This is a genomic window from Kitasatospora purpeofusca (genome assembly GCF_042691725.1).
Classification (GTDB): Bacteria; Actinomycetota; Actinomycetes; order Streptomycetales; family Streptomycetaceae; genus Kitasatospora; species Kitasatospora purpeofusca_B.
In genome coordinates this window covers 4,737,759-4,754,176 of the sequence record NZ_CP170483.1, presented here as the reverse complement: position 1 = coordinate 4,754,176, position 16,418 = coordinate 4,737,759, and the positions used below count along the sequence as shown (strand labels likewise).

General features: G+C 72.3%; 14 protein-coding genes. 9 read left to right on the top strand and 5 right to left on the bottom strand.

Going from position 1 to position 16,418, the window contains the following annotated elements; genetic code table 11:
- Positions 1-18: 18 nt before the first annotated feature.
- Both ACFCLZ_RS20095 and ACFCLZ_RS20090 read right to left on the bottom strand, forming a co-directional pair.
- Positions 19-1,332: a M18 family aminopeptidase gene (locus tag ACFCLZ_RS20095; RefSeq protein ID WP_380277885.1), complete on the bottom strand. Its 1,314-nt coding sequence runs from the start codon at positions 1,330-1,332 to the stop codon at positions 19-21.
- 362 nt (positions 1,333-1,694) lie between these two features.
- Positions 1,695-3,524 (bottom strand): acyl-CoA dehydrogenase, encoded by a 1,830-nt coding sequence (locus ACFCLZ_RS20090; protein ID WP_380277883.1) that lies wholly within the window; start codon positions 3,522-3,524, stop codon positions 1,695-1,697.
- A gap of 226 nt (positions 3,525-3,750) precedes the next feature.
- Here ACFCLZ_RS20090 and ACFCLZ_RS20085 point away from each other — a divergent pair, with 226 nt between their 5' ends.
- The gene (locus ACFCLZ_RS20085; protein ID WP_380277881.1) at positions 3,751-4,251 is read left to right on the top strand and encodes an SseB family protein; all 501 of its coding nucleotides are present in this window, start codon (positions 3,751-3,753) and stop codon (positions 4,249-4,251) included.
- Between the two features lie 143 nt (positions 4,252-4,394).
- Positions 4,395-5,354 carry a pirin family protein gene (locus tag ACFCLZ_RS20080; protein WP_380277879.1) on the top strand — a complete coding sequence of 320 codons (960 nt, stop codon included), beginning with the start codon at positions 4,395-4,397 and terminating at the stop codon, positions 5,352-5,354.
- Here ACFCLZ_RS20080 and ACFCLZ_RS20075 read toward each other — a convergent pair whose 3' ends face one another.
- From ACFCLZ_RS20075 to ACFCLZ_RS20065, 3 genes are read right to left on the bottom strand one after another with little or no spacing between them, the layout of a single operon-like run.
- On the bottom strand, positions 5,355-5,963 hold the full coding sequence (locus ACFCLZ_RS20075; protein WP_380277878.1) for a GtrA family protein: 609 nt from the start codon (positions 5,961-5,963) through the stop codon (positions 5,355-5,357).
- 46 nt (positions 5,964-6,009) lie between these two features.
- Positions 6,010-6,819 (bottom strand): hypothetical protein, encoded by an 810-nt coding sequence (locus ACFCLZ_RS20070; protein WP_380277876.1) that lies wholly within the window; start codon positions 6,817-6,819, stop codon positions 6,010-6,012.
- Between the two features lie 2 nt (positions 6,820-6,821).
- Entirely contained in the window at positions 6,822-7,751 is a 930-nt protein-coding gene (locus ACFCLZ_RS20065) for an ABC transporter ATP-binding protein (protein ID WP_380277874.1), read from the bottom strand.
- 224 nt (positions 7,752-7,975) lie between these two features.
- Between ACFCLZ_RS20065 and ACFCLZ_RS20060 the strand changes: the two genes are divergently transcribed.
- The 7 genes from ACFCLZ_RS20060 (at position 7,976) to ACFCLZ_RS20030 (ending at position 16,395) form a co-directional block, all read left to right on the top strand.
- Entirely contained in the window at positions 7,976-9,187 is a 1,212-nt protein-coding gene (locus ACFCLZ_RS20060; RefSeq protein ID WP_380277871.1) for a sensor histidine kinase, read from the top strand.
- Complete coding sequence (locus ACFCLZ_RS20055) at positions 9,184-9,858, top strand: response regulator (protein WP_380277869.1); 675 nt, start codon at positions 9,184-9,186, stop codon at positions 9,856-9,858. Before ACFCLZ_RS20060 ends, ACFCLZ_RS20055 begins: the two co-directional genes overlap by 4 nt.
- Before the next feature lie 444 nt (positions 9,859-10,302).
- On the top strand, positions 10,303-10,482 hold the full coding sequence (locus ACFCLZ_RS20050) for a hypothetical protein (protein WP_380277867.1): 180 nt from the start codon (positions 10,303-10,305) through the stop codon (positions 10,480-10,482).
- Positions 10,483-10,586: 104 nt separating this feature from the next.
- Positions 10,587-11,810: a cupin domain-containing protein gene (locus ACFCLZ_RS20045; RefSeq protein WP_380277865.1), complete on the top strand. Its 1,224-nt coding sequence runs from the start codon at positions 10,587-10,589 to the stop codon at positions 11,808-11,810.
- A 102-nt stretch (positions 11,811-11,912) separates the two neighbouring features.
- Positions 11,913-13,673, top strand: coding sequence for an ABC transporter ATP-binding protein (locus ACFCLZ_RS20040; RefSeq protein ID WP_380277863.1), 1,761 nt, complete (start codon positions 11,913-11,915; stop codon positions 13,671-13,673).
- Positions 13,670-15,025, top strand: coding sequence for a M16 family metallopeptidase (locus tag ACFCLZ_RS20035; RefSeq protein WP_380277861.1), 1,356 nt, complete (start codon positions 13,670-13,672; stop codon positions 15,023-15,025). Before ACFCLZ_RS20040 ends, ACFCLZ_RS20035 begins: the two co-directional genes overlap by 4 nt.
- The gene (locus tag ACFCLZ_RS20030) at positions 15,022-16,395 is read left to right on the top strand and encodes a M16 family metallopeptidase (RefSeq protein ID WP_380277859.1); all 1,374 of its coding nucleotides are present in this window, start codon (positions 15,022-15,024) and stop codon (positions 16,393-16,395) included. Before ACFCLZ_RS20035 ends, ACFCLZ_RS20030 begins: the two co-directional genes overlap by 4 nt.
- The last annotated feature ends 23 nt before the right edge of the window (positions 16,396-16,418 follow it).

Below are 16,418 nucleotides of genomic sequence, written 5' to 3'. Positions count from 1 at the left end.
CCGCGTCCTCGGGCGGGCTCAGCCCTCCAGGAACGCCTTGATCGCGCTCGCCAGCAGGTACGGGTCCTCGGCGCCGCACAGCTCGCGCGCCGAGTGCATGGAGAGCGCCGCGATGCCGCAGTCGACGGTCTGGATGCCGAGGCGGGCCGCGGTGATCGGGCCGATCGTCGTCCCGCAGGGCATGGCGTTGTTGGAGACGAAGGTCTGCCACGGCACGCCGGCCTTCTCGCAGGCCGCCGCGAACACCGCCCGGCCGACGCCGTCGGTGGCGTACCGGTTGTTGACGTTGACCTTGAGGATCGGCCCGCCGTTGGGCAGCGGCTGGTGGCCCGGCTCGTGCCGCTCGCTGTAGTTCGGGTGGACGGCGTGGCCCATGTCGGAGGAGAGGCAGACGGTGCCGGCCAGCGCCCGGGCCCGGTCCTCCAGGGCGCCGCCGCGCGCGTACACGCTGCGCTCCAGGACGTTGCCGAGCAGCGGGCTCTGCGCGCCGGTGTCCGACTCGCTGCCGGTCTCCTCGTGGTCGAAGGCGGCCAGCACCGGGATGTACGGCAGCGCCGCGCCGTCCGTCTCGGCGGCGGTGGCCACCGCGGCCAGCGCGGCGGTGGCCGCGTGCACCGAGAGCAGGTTGTCCAGCCGCGGGCCGGCCAGCAGCTCGCGGTCCCGGCCCAGGTAGGAGGCGGGCTGGACGTCGTGGGTCATGAGGTCCCAGCCGGTCACCTCGGCCGCGTCGACCCCGGCCCGCTGGGCGACGTAGGCGATCAGCGCGCCCTCGTCGACCGGGCCGAGGCCCCAGATCGGCGTGAGGTGGCGCTGCTTGTCCAGCTTCATGCCGTCGTTGACCTGGCGGTCCAGGTGGATCGCCAGCTGCGGCACGCGCAGCAGCGGCTCGTCCAGCTGGACCAGCCGCCGGCTGCCGTCCCGCAGGGTGAGCCGGCCGGAGAGGCCGAGGTCCCGGTCGAGCCAGGTGTTCAGCGGCACCCCGCCGTAGATCTCCACCGCCACCTGCCGCCAGCCCGCGGACCCGGTGTCGGGGATCGGCTTGACCCGCAGGTTGGGCGAGTCGGTATGGGTGCCGACCACGCGGAACGGCGTCTCCGGGCCCGCGCCGGCCGGCACGTACCAGGCGATCAGCGCGCCGCCGCGGACGACGTACCGGCCGCCGGCCACTCCGTCCCAGGCGTCCGTTTCCAGCACCTGCCGGAAGCCGGCTTTCTCCAGACGCTCGGCCGCGCTCGCGACCGCGTGATAGGGCGACGGCGAGGTGCCGAGGAAGGCGATCAGGTCATCGGTGTGCGTCCGGTCGAAGAAGGCCTGGCGGGCGGCGGTCGACATGCTGCTCCTGGGTCGAGGGAGGGCCGAGGCCGAAATGGGGGATCGGCTTCGCACCTTGAGCATATGCCCGTACACGGACATGACACTCGGAGCAGCCCAACGGATGCAGAACGCAGACAGAAACGTGAACTGCCGCCGCCCGCCCGCCCGTCACCGAGTGCGTCCGCCCGGGCACACCCGCTGCTGACCGATCGTCAGCGCGTGCGTAGGCGCCGGGGCGACCGGGGCCGTACCGCCCGTGGGCACGCCGAAGGGCCCGGTCAAGGGACCGGGCCCTTCGGCGTGAGGGTGGGGTCAGGCGGTCAGGAAGGTGTCACGCGCGGCGTGCCCGGTGAAGGGCGGCGGCGGGAGACGGGTGGGCGTCAGAACGCCTCCTCCGCCAGCTCCATGATCTCGTTGTCGATGCCCTCGGCGATCAGGCGCTGCGGGGTGACGGTCGGCAGCACGTTCCGGGCGAAGAAGCGGGCGGCCGCGACCTTGCCCCGGTAGAACGGCACGTCCTTCTCGGAGGCGCCGGCCTCCAGCTTGGCCAGGGCCACCGCGGCCTGGCGCAGCAGCAGCCAGCCGACCACGACGTCGCCGGAGACCATCAGCAGGCGGGTGGTGTTCAGGCCCACCTTGTACATGTTCTTGACGTCCTGCTCGACCGAGGAGAGGTCGGCGAGCAGCTTGCCGACGATGGCCTCGAGGTCGCCCGCGGCCTTGGCGAGCAGCGCGCGCTCGGCGGCCAGGGCGTCGCCGCCCGCGGCGGAGCCGAGGAACTTCTGGATCTGCTCGGACAGCGCGGTGAGCGCCTGGCCGCCGTCCTTGACGATCTTGCGGAAGAAGAAGTCCTGGCCCTGGATGGCCGTGGTGCCCTCGTAGAGGGTGTCGATCTTGGCGTCCCGGATGTACTGCTCGATCGGGTACTCCTGCAGGTAGCCGGAGCCGCCGAAGGTCTGCAGGGACTGGGCGAGCTGCTCGTAGGACTTCTCCGAGCCGTAGCCCTTGACGATCGGCAGGAGCAGGTCGTTGAGGCGCTCGGCGGCCTCGTCGCGCTCGCCGCGCAGCTTGGCGGCCGCCATGTCGTCCTGGGTGGACGCGGTGAACAGCACCAGGGCGCGCATGCCCTCGGCGTACGCCTTCTGGGTCAGCAGCGAGCGGCGCACATCCGGGTGGTGGGTGATGGTGACGCGCGGGGCGGTCTTGTCCAGGAACTGCGAGATGTCGGCGCCCTGCACGCGCTCCTTGGCGTACTCCAGCGCGTTCAGGTAGCCGGTGGAGAGGGTGGCGATGGCCTTCGTGCCGACCATCATCCGGGCGAACTCGATGATCTTGAACATCTGGCGGATGCCGTCGACCTTCTCGCCGAGCAGCCAGCCCTTGGCCGGGTGCTTGGCGCCGAAGGTCATCTCGCAGGTGTTCGAGGCCTTCAGGCCCATCTTGTGCTCGACGTTGGTGGCGTAGACGCCGTTGCGCTCGCCCAGCTCGCCGGTCTCCCAGTCGAAGTCGTACTTGGGGACGATGAACAGGCCCAGGCCCTTGGTGCCCGGCTTGCCGCCCTCGGGGCGGGCCAGCACCAGGTGGACGATGTTCTCGGACATGTCGTGCTCGCCCGAGGTGATGAAGCGCTTGACGCCCTCGATGTGCCAGGAGCCGTCCTCCTGCTGGATCGCCTTGGTGCGGCCGGCGCCCACGTCCGAACCGGCGTCCGGCTCGGTGAGGACCATGGTGGAGCCCCACAGGCGGTCGGTCATCCGCCTGGCGATCTCCAGCTGGGCCTCGGTGCCCTCCTCGGCGATGACGCCGGCGAAGGCCGGGCCGGAGGAGTACATCCAGATGGCGGGGTTGGAGCCGAGGATCTGCTCGGCGAAGGCCCAGATCAGCGAGTTCGGGGTGACCTGGCCGCCGATCGACTCCGGGATGCCCAGGCGCCACCACTCGGCGTCCATGAAGGCCTGGTAGCTCTTCTTGAACGCCTCCGGGACCGGCGCGGTGCTGGTCTCCGGGTCGAAGACCGGCGGGTTGCGATCGGTGTCGGCGAAGGACGCGGCGAGGTCGTTCTCGGCGAGGCGCGCGATCTCGCTCAGGATGCTCTTCGCGGTCTCGACGTCCATCTCCGCGAACGGTCCGGTGCCGTACACCTGCTCGCGGCCGAACACCTCGAAGAGGTTGAACTCCACGTCCCGCAGGTTGGACTTGTAGTGACCCATGGCCGTTATCTCCGGTTCGTCGCTTCCGGGACATCTCCGCGTTCGGGCGCCCGTACCCACCAGTAGGCCTCATGATGCTACCCAGCGGTAACTTGTTTCAAGCCCCCGTCGATGAATCCTCCGCGGATTACCGTATGAACGTGGTCACGTCCCACAAGTCGGGACGACCCGCTCTTGTCAGGATCGACGCCCGCGCGGGGAGCCGCGCTCCCGATAGCCTGTCCGTGTGTACGGCTATGAGCAGAACGCGTACCCGGGCGACCCCTACCAGCAGGCGGGGCCGCAGCCGGGCATGAACGGCATGCCCGGCCCCGGCGCGTACGGCGAGCAGCCGCCGAGCGCACAGCAGTCCCTCTACCCGGAACCCTCGCCGCCGTCCCTGGCGGACGCCGTCCGGGCCTTCACCACCGGCTCGATGGCGGTGGAGGACTTCCAGGCCATCTTCATCACCTCCAAGGTGCACTGCCCGCGCGGCGACCGGCCCGGCTTCCTGGCCCTGCACAACACCCCGACGCCGGTCATCCCGATGTTCAGCTCGCTGAAGGAGCTGCGCCGGTACGCCGGCAAGGACTCCAAGCACTTCACCGTCACCGGCGCCGAGGTCCTCGACCTGCTGCCGACCGGCTACGGCTTCGCGCTGGACATGGAGGGCGAGCACCGGATGGTGTTCGACGCCAAGGCGGTCGAGCAGATGGTCGACTTCACCATGCGCCGGATGTACGGCTGACGGACGATGGACGGGGGCCCCGCCGCCCCCTGGCTCCGGCCGCGCCGCGCAGATTTGGTTCAAGTTTCAACTTGCTTCTTGTTGAGGATTGAACTAATCTCGTGGACACAGGCCAGAGGAGCCATCCACCGAAGGAGGCCGACATGCCCGCCGTGACCGTCGACAACCCGCTGACCCTCCCGCGCGTCACCACCCCCGACCCCGCCGTCACGAGCGCCCGGCCGGTCCTGACGGTGGCCACCGCCCCCGAGGGCTTCGAGGGCGAGGGCTTCCCCGTCCGCCGCGCCTTCGCCAAGATCAACCAGAAGTACCTCGACCCGTTCATCATGATGGACCAGATGGGCGAGGTGGACTACGCGGCCGGCGAGCCCAAGGGCACCCCCTGGCACCCGCACCGCGGCTTCGAGACCGTCACCTACATCATCGACGGGACCTTCATCCACCGGGACTCGCACGGCGGCGGCGGCACCATCACCGACGGCGACACCCAGTGGATGACCGCCGGCTCGGGCCTGCTGCACATCGAGACCCCGCCGGAGTCGCTGGTGCGGTCGGGCGGCCTCTTCCACGGCCTCCAGCTGTGGGTGAACCTGCCCGCCTCGGACAAGATGATCACCCCGAAGTACCAGGACATCCGCGGCGGCAGCGTCAAGCTGCTCAGCACCGAGGACGGCGGCACGCTGCTGCGCGTCATCGCCGGTGAGCTGGACGGCCACCAGGGCCCGGGCACCACCTTCACCCCGATCACCATGATCCACGCGTCGATCAGCCCCGGCGCCCAGATCACCCTGCCCTGGCGCTCCGACTTCAACGCCCTCGCCTACGGCCTGGCCGGCAACGGCTCGGCCGGCACCGAGCACCGCCCCTTCCACCGCGGCCAGGCCGTGGTCTTCGGCGACGGCGGCTCGATCACCCTGCGCGCCGACGAGAAGCAGGACTCCCGCGACAACAACTTCGAGGTCGTCCTCCTCGGCGGCCTGCCGATCCGCGAGCCCGTCGCCCACTACGGCCCGTTCGTCATGAACAGCCACCGCGAGCTCCAGCAGGCCATGGAGGACTTCCAGGCCGGCCGCCTCGGCACCATCCCCGCCGACGGTCACTAGTCACACCCGAGGCGCCCTCGACACGGAACACGCCGGTCGGAGGACCGGCGGCTCGGACAGGTCCCGCGGAGCGAGCGGCAGTTCGCTCCGCGGGGCCTGTGGCGTTCCCGGGGCGGGAACGGGGGCCGGCGCGGCCGAGTGGACGAACACCCACCGCTTCAGGGCCCAGTAGCGGAACGCCGTCGCGAGCAGCGTCCCGAGGACCATCCCGCTCAGGAAGTCGGCCGTCTCCTGGGTGAAACCGCTGACGTACGGCTCCCGCAGGTCGAGCACATAGCGCGAGAGCAGCATCGGCAGGTCGTTGACCCCCAGCGCCAGGGCGCTGACCACGACGAAGGGCACCGCCTCGCCGTGGCCGCCCCGGGATTCGAACGACCAACGGCGGTTGAGCAGGTACGAGGCCACCGTCGCCACCGCGATGCCGACGGTCTGCGCCGCGACCGGGTGGGTCCGGAGCACCGTCAGCTTGAGGACGTAGTTGATCGCCAGCGTCAGCAGGAAGCAGCTCCCGCCCACCGCCAGGAACCTGGCCAGGCTGCGGTGACGGATCACCGCGGACCGCAGGCGGGGCGGGGTGCGGGCGAGCAGGCGCTGAGCGGGCGAGGACATCCGTGGGCTCCGGGTGGGCGGCGTGGAGGGCACGCGGGCGGGCGGGTCAGACGTCCCGGCGGCCGATCACGAACGCCGCGAGCGCGAGGGTGACGGCGGGGTAGAGGAGCAGACTCGCCCACGCGCTGCCGGCGGACGGGCCGAGCACATCGTGGTGGTGGGTCGTCAGCCGCCGTACGGCGCTCTCCATCAGGGCCCGGTGCACCGTCAGCATCCAGCCCTCGGAGCCGCGCAGGAAGGCCGGGGCGATGAACAGCACGGCGAAGCCGGAGACCACGCCCCCCGCGGTGCTCCGCAGCAGGGCCGTCAGCGCCAGGCCGACCACCGCCACCGCCCCGAGCCGGACCGCGGTCGCCGCGATCCCCGTCAGCAACTCCGAGGAGAGCAGCGGCAGTCCGACCCCGTGCTCCGCGAACAGCGCCTGGGCGACGGCCGCCGAGAACAGCGCGGCCGCCCCGCCGACCACCAGCCCGCCCCCGCCGACCACGGCCGCCTTCGCCAGCAGCACCCGGCGGCGGTCCGGGACCGCGGTCAGGGTGGTGCGGATCAGACCGCTGGAGTACTCGCCGCCGATCGACAGCGCACCGATCACCAGCACCGCCAGCTGCAGCAGCAGGAAGCCACCGAAGGACCCGCCGAGCGGGTCGAACGAGGCCTGGGACTCCGGCGACATCCGGTCCCACTGGCGCATCGCGGAGTCGGCGAACATCAGGGTGACACCGATCGCCCCGGCGACGCCGAGCACACCGGTCAGCACGGTCGAACGGACGGAGGACAGCTTGATCCACTCGGCGCCGAGCAGGTCGCCGACCCGGACGAACGCACCGGGCGGCGCCGGGGAGGTGACGACAGCCATGATCAGCTCCTCTTCCCCGGCAGGGCGCCGCCGGCGGCGCGGTGGTCCCCGGCCTCGGCCGTGAGTTCCATGAAGACGTCCTCCAGAGTGGCCGACCGGTCGGTCAGCTCGTGCAGGGCGATGCCCTCCGCCAGGGCGATGTCGGCGATCCGGGGCGCGCCGAGACCGGAGACGTCCAGGACCTCGCCGTCCTCCGCTCCGACGGCGGCACCGGCCGCCAGCAGCGCCCGCCGCAGGGCGGCGGCGTCCGGCGTCCGGACCCGCACCACGCCCTCGCCGCCGCGGGCGACGAACTCCGCCATGCCGCAGTCCGCGAGCAGGCGCCCCCGGCCGATCACGATCAGGTGGTCGGCCGTGTGCTCCATCTCGCTCATCAGGTGACTGGACACCAGGACCGTGCGGCCCTCCGCGGCCAGCCGCCGCAGCAGCAGCCTGATCCACCGCACGCCCTCCGGATCGAGGCCGTTCACCGGCTCGTCGAAGATCAGCACGGACGGGTCCCCGAGCAGGGCGGCGGCGATCCCGAGCCGCTGCTTCATCCCCAGCGAGTAGGCGCCCGCGCGCTTCCCCGCGGCATCGGCCAGTCCGACCTCGGCGAGCACCTCGGTCACCCGGGCCCGGCCGATGCCGTTGCTGCGCGCCAGCGCCGCCAGGTGCCGGCGACCGCTGCGGCCGCCGTGGACGGCCGTCGCGTCCAACAACGCGCCGACCCGGTGCAGCGGACGCCCCAGCGTCGTGTAGGGCGCGCCGTCGACCAGGGCGGAGCCGCCGGTCGGCGCGTCCAGTCCGAGGATCATGCGCAGGGTGGTGGACTTGCCGGCGCCGTTGGGCCCCAGGAACCCCGTCACCAGGCCCGGTCTCACCTCGAAGCTCAGGCCGTCGACCGCGGTGGTCGGGCCGTAGCGTTTGGTGAGTCCGGTAACGGTGATCATCTGTGGCCTTCGTGTCCAGCCGGCCTTGCGCCGAGCCCGCACCCGGCCCGCGCGGCCCGACGGCACCGGCCCGGTCGTCGGCGCCGGTCGGCGCTCGGTAGGAAGGGATGCCCGTCCGGCGGCGGATGCCGGCGTTCCGGTGCCCAGTGTGGACAACCGAACCCCGCCCGCGCATCTGTCTGGAGACAGATGCGCGGGCCATCTCCTCCGTCTACGATCGCGCCGTGGATCAGCCGCTGCAGCCCCCGCTCACCAGACGCCTGGGGCGCTCCCAGCTCGTGGGAGCGGACTGCGTGCTGGCGGTGCTGCTGGCCCTGCCGTTCCTGCCCGTCCTCGCGCGCGACGGCCGGCCGGTCGACGGGGTGCTCCTGGCGCTCGCGGTCGCCGGTACGGCGGTGCGGCGTCTGCTGCCGCTGCCGGCACTGGCGTTGACCGCGGCCGCCGCCTCGGTGGGCGTGTTCGACCGTGCGGCGAGCTTCTCGATCCTGGCGATGGTGCTGGCCGGGTACGTCGTGGCGGTGGAGCGGCCGACCCGGGTGTCGGCCGGAGCGCTGGCCGTCACGGTGACCCTGCTGAGCCTGGTCGGGCTCTTCGGCCACCATCGGCAGGTCCACTATCAACTCGGGCCCGGCTACCTGGTGGAGGCCGTCGTCGCGACCGGCACCGCCTGGGTGCTGGGCTGGTCGGTCCGGCGCGGCCGGGCGTACAGCGAGGGGCTGCGGCGGCAGGCGGAGTACCGGGCCGAGACCGAGGCCGACCTGGCCCGCCGCACCCTGGTCGAGGAACGGCTGCGGATCGCCCGGGAGTTGCACGACGTCGTCGCGCACAGCATGAGCGTGATCGCGGTGCAGGCCGGCGTCGGCCACCATGTGTCCGCGACCCGGCCCGCGGAGGCCGCGAAGGCGCTGGCCGTCATCGAGACCACCAGCCGGGCGGCACTGGGCGAGATGCGCCTGCTCCTCGGGGTGCTCCGCGACGGCGACCCCGCCGAACTGCTGCCCGGAGGACTGGCCGATCTGCCCGAGCTGCTCGCGCAGATCGAGCGGACCGGGGTGCGGGTGCGGCTCTCGGTGACCGGGACGGTGCGCAGACTGCCCCCGGGCGTCGACCGGGCCGCCTACCGGATCCTCCAGGAGGCGCTGACCAATGTGGTCCGGCACGCCCGGACGGACCGCGCCGAGGCCGCGATCGGGTACCGGGAGGGCGGGATCACCCTCACCGTCACCGACGCCGGGGCGGGCGCCCCCGGGGAACCGCCGGCGCCGGGCAACGGCCTGATCGGCATCGCCGAGCGGGCCGCGCTGTACGGCGGCGAGGCGGTCAGCGGGCCGGTGCGACCGCACGGCTTCCGGGTGGCCGTCACACTCAGGGACGCTGCCGCCCCGGGCGGCGCGCCCGCCACCGGGGCCGCGGACGTGCCGGAGGCGGCCCGATGACGATCCGGGTGGTGCTCGCGGACGACGAGGTGCTGGTGCGCGACGCCTTCCGCGCGCTGATCGACGGCGATCCCGGCCTCCAGGTGGTCGGCGAGGCCGGATCCGGCGACCAGGCCGTCCGGCTGGTCCGCGAACTCCGGCCCGACGTCGTCCTGATGGACATCCGGATGCCGGTGCTGGACGGGATCTCGGCCACCCGGCAGATCCTCGCCCAGGACGACGCCGGGCCGGTCCGGGTGATGCTGCTGACCACCTTCGACCTGGACGAGTACGCCTTCGACGGGCTGCGGGCCGGTGCGGCCGGCTTCCTGCTCAAGGACACCCCGCCCCGCGAACTCCTCTCCGCCGTCCGGGTGCTGGCCTCGGGCGAGGCGCTGCTGTCGCCCCGGGTCACCCGCCGGCTGATCGAGGAGTACCTGACCGGCCCAGCCGTCCCGGGCAGCGCGGAGGAGCGCCTGGAGAGCGTGACCGTGCGCGAGCGCGAAGTCCTGCACCTGATCGCCCGGGGGCTGTCCAATCTGGAGATCGCCGGACTGCTGAACCTCACCACGGGCACGGTGAAGACCCATGTCAGCCGGCTGCTGATGAAACTGGACGCGCGCGACCGCACCCAACTGGTGATCGCCGCCTACGAGACCGGCCTGGCCGGTGCGCACCGGCGAGGCGGCTGACACCTCCCCGGGCCGAACTGCCGCCCGGCCCTGAAATCAATTATTCATCGACCACAAAACGGATCGGCCGCCCGTCAAATGACGGGCGGCCGATCCGTTTCTCCATGCCCGCGAAACAACTTTCCGACCCCTAATCAGCCAGTTGTCCGAAATTACCTCAATAACCGACCGGAGAGGGGGGAGAAAACAATTCGGTGTGACCAATCTCACTCCAAAATGGGCCTATACCGAAGCAAATCAACCACCTGACCGGCGATTTGCCCGGCCTGCACGAAATGGTCGCCGCGAAATCACTCTTGACCGCCGGCGACCCCCCCTGATTACTCTTGGATCGTGTCCGAATTCGTCGGAGGAGAAATAGGCGAATTCACCGGACCACCTGGCCGTGCACCTTGCCAGGAACCTGTAAGGCATGTCCCACCCACGGAACGAGAGAGGATCATCATGTCCACGTCCCTCAATCCCGAGGACATCACGGTCGTGCAGTCGGCCGGCCCGGTGTCGTCGGCGCACGACAACAGCAAGGGCTGGTACGACGACAGCGACTCCAACAACAGTGGCGGAGCGGACTTCTGGGCCAAGGCCACCGGTGGCTACTGGGGTCCGATCGACGACCACGACTGACAGGTCCGTTTCGGTGCCCCGCCCCCTCCGGGCGGGGCACCCGCGGTCCACAAGGGCACGGTCACGGCGCCGCACTTCCTCCGCACGCAAAAAGGACTCACCGCATGACATCTCCTCACCACGGGACCGATCACCGCCGCGGCCCGGACGACTACTTCGGGCTCGCCCGGCTCCTCCACCCGTTGAACATCGCGACCTTCCGGGAGGAGAACTACGAGAAGAAGCCGGTGCTCGTCCGGCGCGACGACCCCTCGTACTTCGCGGAGCTGCTGACCCTCGCGGACGTGGACCGGGCCCTGCACACCTCGGGCAACGACCTCAGCGACTTCCGGGTCGTGGTCGACGGCAAGGAGACACCGGTCGCCGAACTCGGCGCCGGCAGCACACTGACGGCGGTCGAACGGATCTACGACCGGTACCGCTCCGGCTCGTCGCTGGTGCTCAACGGCATCCAGGACCGGTTCCCGGCGCTGAACCAGCTGATGCGCGCGCTCGGTGCGGAGATCTCCGCGCGGATCAACATCAACAGCTACCTCACGCCGGCCGGCGCCCGCGGCTTCAAGCCGCACTACGACATGCACGACGTGTTCATCGCGCAGGTCCACGGCACCAAGCGCTGGCAGCTCTTCGGGGCGCCGCTGCCGCTGCCGCTGCGCACCCAGCCGTACGACCGGACCGCGCCCGAACCCACCGAGCCGGTCTCCGAGTTCGAGCTGCACGCCGGTGACGTGCTCTACCTGCCGCGCGGCACCGTGCACGCCGGCACCTCCACCGACGAGGCCTCGCTGCACCTGACCATCGGCATCCACCCCGTCCTGTGGAGCAACGTCGTCGCGGAGGCCCTGCAGTCCCTGTTCGAACGGGACGTCGCCTACCGCGAGGCGCTGCCCTTCGGCTTCCTCGGCAACCCCGATCTGGAACGGCAGGTCGAGGAGCGGATCGCGGAGCTGCTCGCCGACCTGCCGCGGAAGGTCTCCGCCGAGGAGGAGCTGCGCCGCACGGTCAAGGCCGGCATCGCGCTCAACCCGCCCTCCCTGGAAGGGCATCTGGACGACCTGGAGCGGCTGGACCGGATCGACAAGGACACCGAGGTGCGCCGCCGGATCTCCTTGCAGTGGAGCATCGAGACCGGCGCGGAGGCCGTACAGCTCCACTTCCACGGCAAGACGGTGCGGCTGCCCGCGCACGTCGTCGACGAGGTCCGGTTCACGGCCGAGCGGCACAGCGGCGTCTTCAGCGCCGCCAGCATCCCCGGCGAGCTGGACGAGCCGGGCCGGGTGGTGCTCGTCCGGACGCTGGTCAAGGAGGGTTTCCTCACCGTCTGCTGACCCGCGATCAGACGGCTTCGCCGCAGGCCGGCCCCGTCTCGGGGCCGGCCCGGGGCGCTCCGGGCAGGCCAGGCCACCGACCAGGGACGGGAGAGGGCACGAGTGAAGAAGCAACCGGCGCGACCGGCCGCGATCCGTCCACGCATCGTGCGGCTGTTCGCCCCGCACCGCGCGCGGCTCGCCGTGATCGCCCTGCTGGTGCTGGTCTCCGCCGCGGTCGCCACCGTGCCCCCGCTGCTGATCCGGCTGATCCTCGACGACGCGCTCCCGCACGGCCGCACCGGGCTGCTCACGCTGCTCGCCCTGGTGATGATCGCGTTGACCGCGGCGAGCACCGCCCTCGGTGTGTTCCAGGCCCACCAGTCGATGATCGTCGGCCAGCGGATCATGAGCGGTCTGCGGACCGAGGTCTACGCGCACCTCCAGCGGATGTCGCTCGGTTTCTTCACCCGCACCCACACGGGCGAGGTGCAGTCCCGGATCTCCAACGACATCGGCGGCATGGACACCGTGGTGACGACCGCGGTCACCACGGTGCTCGGCAGCGGCGCGACGGTCCTGGCCGCCCTGACCGCGATGACGCTCCTGGACTGGCGCCTCGCGCTGGTCTCGCTCGCGCTGCTGCCCCTGTTCGTGTGGGTGAACAACCGGGTCGGCCGCGAACGCCGCGAGATCGTCCGCGAGCGGTACGAGAAGGTGGCCGCGCTGACCACCCTGATCGAGGAGTCGCTGTCGGTCTCGGGCTTCCTGCTGGGCCGTCTGCTGGGCCGCTCCCGGGCGGTGACCGAGGAGTTCGCGCGGCAGTCGACGGCGCTGGGCGAGATCAGCGTCCGCACCACGATGGCGGGGCGCTGGCGCCAGGCGGGCCTCCAGGTGGTGGTCGCCGCCATGCCGGTGCTGATCTACTGGGCGGCCGGCCTGCGCGGATCGCCGGTCACGGTCGGAACGCTGGTCGCCTTCGCCGCGCTCCAGCAGTCCCTGCTGGGTCCCGCCGTCCAGCTCACCCAGGTCGGCGCGGTGGTCCAGAGCTCGCTGTCGCTGTTCGAGCGGGTCTTCGAGTACCTGGACCTGCCGGTGGACGTCCCGGAGCCGTCCTCCCCCACGCCGCTCACCGCCGCACGGGGGCACGTCCGCTTCGAGCGGGTGCACTTCGGCTACGGCGACGAACCGGTGCTGCGGGACATCAGCCTCGACGTCCGGCCCGGCACCCGGCTCGCCGTGGTCGGGCCGACCGGCGCCGGGAAGACCTCCCTGGGCTATCTGCTGCTGCGGCTCCACGACGTCACCGCCGGCCGGATCACCATCGACGGCGTCGACGTCCGCGACCTCGACTTCGAGACGCTCGCCCGGACCGTCGGGGCGGTCTCCCAGGACTCCCACCTGCTGCACGCGACGGTCGCCGAGAACCTTCGGCTCGGCAAACCCGGGGCCACCGACGAGGAGCTCGTCGAGGCCGCCCGGATGGCACACATCCACGACCTGGTCGCGAGCCTGCCCGACGGGTACGCGACGGTGGTCGGCGAGCGGGGCTACCGCTTCTCCGGGGGCGAGAAGCAGCGACTGGCCATCGCCCGGACGATCCTGCGCGACCCGCCGGTCCTCCTGCTGGACGAGGCCACCAGCGCGCTGGACACCCGGACCGAGCGGGCCGTGCAGGAGGCGCTGGCGCAGCTGTCCCAAAACCGGACGACGATCACGATCGCGCACCGCCTCTCGACCGTCCGGGACGCCGACCAGATCATCGTGCTCAACGGCGGCCGGATCGCCGAGCGCGGCAGCCACGCCGAACTCGCCGAGTCGGGCGGGGAGTACAGCTCGATGCTGGCGGGGACGGCACCGGTCCGGGCCGAGGAGTGGCGATGAGGCGGGCGGGGACGACGGCGCCGGCGGCGGGGGCCGCGGGGGAACGGCCCGGGTTCCCCTGGCCGGTGGCCGAGCACCGGCTCGCCAACGGCCTGCGGGTGGTGGTCTCCCCCGACCACCTGGTCCCGGTCGCCGCCGTGAACCTCTGGTACCGGGTCGGCTCCCGCCACGACCCGGCCGAACTGCCCGGACTCGCCCACCTCTTCGAACACCTCATGTTCGAGGGGTCGGAGCAGGTCGGCCGCGGGGAGCACACCGCGCTGCTCCACGCGATCGGCGCGGACGGCGTCAACGCGAGCACCACCATGGACCGCACCGAGTACCACCAGACCGTACCGGCCGACGCCCTCGACCTCGCCCTGTGGCTGGAAGCGGACCGGATGGCCGGGCTCCGGTGGTCCGAGGACGTCCTGCGGAACCAGTTGGCCGTCGTCCGCAGGGAGCACCAGCAGCAGCACCTGGGCACGCCGTACGGACGCTGGCAGGAGTTCGCGCTGGCCTCGGTGTATCCCGACGGTCATCCCTACGGTCATCCGCCGATCGGCTCGGTCGAACGCCTGGCCGAGGTCGACCCGGGCACGCTGGCGGCGTTCCACGGGCGCCACTACGCGCCGGACAACGCGGTGCTCACCGTCGTCGGCGCGGTCCGGCCCGACGAGGTCTTCGCCAAGGCGGAGCGGTACTTCGGGGGCGTCCCGGCCGGTCCCGCGGGGCCTGCGGACGCAGCCCGGGGCCGAACAGCGCGACCGCCACAGCCGCTGTCCGGCCCGGTGCTGCGGCTGGAGGCCGAGGAGCGGGCCGATGCCGACCGGGTCTACCTCGTGCACCGGGTACCGGCGGCGCCGGGTGCCGACCACGACGCCCTGACCGTGCTCGCCGCGCTCCTCGGCCGGGGCCGCGGAGCCCGCCTCCACCGGCGGCTGGTGGTCGAGCGGCCACTCGCCCGGGCCGAGGAGCGGGCCGCCTTCGCCTGGGGGCTGACCCACGGCTCGTCGCTCTTCACCGTCGGCCTGACCGCCCGGCCCGGTATCGGCGGCGACCGGCTGATCGCCGGCGTGGAGTCGGTGCTCGACGAGATCGCGGCCGGCCGGATCGACCCGGCCGAACTGGAGCGGGCCCGGGCCGTCCTGCACGCGGGGTGGCTGCGCTCGCTGACCGCCTTCGGTTCCCGGGCCGACGAACTGGCCCGGCACGCGGCCCTGCACGAACGGGCCGCCGGCATCGGCGACCTGCCGGCCCGGTCGGCCGCGGTCACCGTGGCCGACCTGGCGCGCGTCGCCCGGGCGCACCTCGGCCGGGAGAACCGCTTCGCCCTGGTCCTCACCGGCGCCGCGAAGGAGGAGCGCGCATGAGTTCGGTCCTCGTCCCCGGCCCGCCGCCCGTCCTGGTCCGCGCGCCCTATCGATTCCCCCCGGTGACCCGGCTGGACGCCGTGCTGGCCGCCGATCTGCCCGGATGCCCCACCGCCTTCACGGCGGTCCAGTTCGACGCGGGCATCCGAAGCGAACCGACCTCCCTGGCCGGCCTCAGCCATCTGCTCGCCGCGGTCCTGCGGGAGGGCGCCGGAACACTCCCCGCCGAGGAGTTCGCGCCCGTCCTGGAGGGACTCGGCGCCACGTGGTCCACGACCATCGGCGACGACAGCCTGATCGTGTCCGCCACCGCTCCGGCCGACACCGTCCTGCGGGTCCTGGACCATGTCTCGCGGGCCGCCCGGTTCCCCTCCTTCGAGGGCGGGCGGGTCGCCCGCCTGCGCGACGCCCAGTCGGCCCAGGTCGAGGCGAGGTGGGCCAGGCCCGGCACCGCGGCCGCCGAGGCGCTGGGCCGTGTCCTCTACCGGACGGGCCGTCCGACCGTTGCGCCGCACGGAACCACGCGCACGCTCCGCGGCCTCTCCGAGCAGGTGTTGCGCGATCACCACGGCGCACTGCTGGCCTCCGGGCCGCGCGTGGTCCTGGTCGGAGACCTTCGCCGCATCGCCCTCGACCGGGTGGCGCAGGCGGCGGCGCAGTTGGTCCCCCGGCAGCCGGTTCACCCGGCCGCGGGACCGGTCGGGGCCCTTCCGTACACACCTCCCGAGGCGCGGACGCCGGCCGGACGCGACATCGTCGTGGTCGACCGCCCCGGAGCGGCGCAGGCCGTGATCAGGGTGGCCCACCACGTCCCGCTGGTGGCGCGGTCCCAGCACAGCGCCCTGGCGATCGCCGTCCACGTCCTGGGCGGCACCGTCCATTCCCGGCTGACCCGCGACCTGCGGGACGACCGCGGTCTCGTCTACGCGGTGCACGCGGCCCTGCAGCTCACCCAGGACACCGGTGTCTTCGGCGTGGCCACTCAGACCACGCCCCGGCACGCGGGCACCGTCGTCGCGCGGGTGCTCGACCGCATCGCCGAGCTACGCGAACACGGCGTGAGCGAAGGGGAGTTGAAAAGCAGCGTCAACCTGCTCATCGGCCGGCTGCCGATCGGCTTCCACACTCCCGGTGCGGTCGGCCTCGCGCTCTGCGCCCTGGCCTCCGCCGGCGCCACGGACGAGTTCCACACGCGGCGCTACGCCGATCTCGCCGGCCTCGTCCCCGGCGAGGTCGGGGACGCCGCACGGGAGTTCCTCAGTACCGATCGGCCGGCGGTGGTGATCGAGGGCGATGCCTCGCTGGTCGTCCCCTCGCTCGAAGCCGCCGGCCTGGGCCCGGTCCGCATCGATGCCCTCGGGCACGCCTAGGAGGCCGCCCCCGGTGGCAGGGT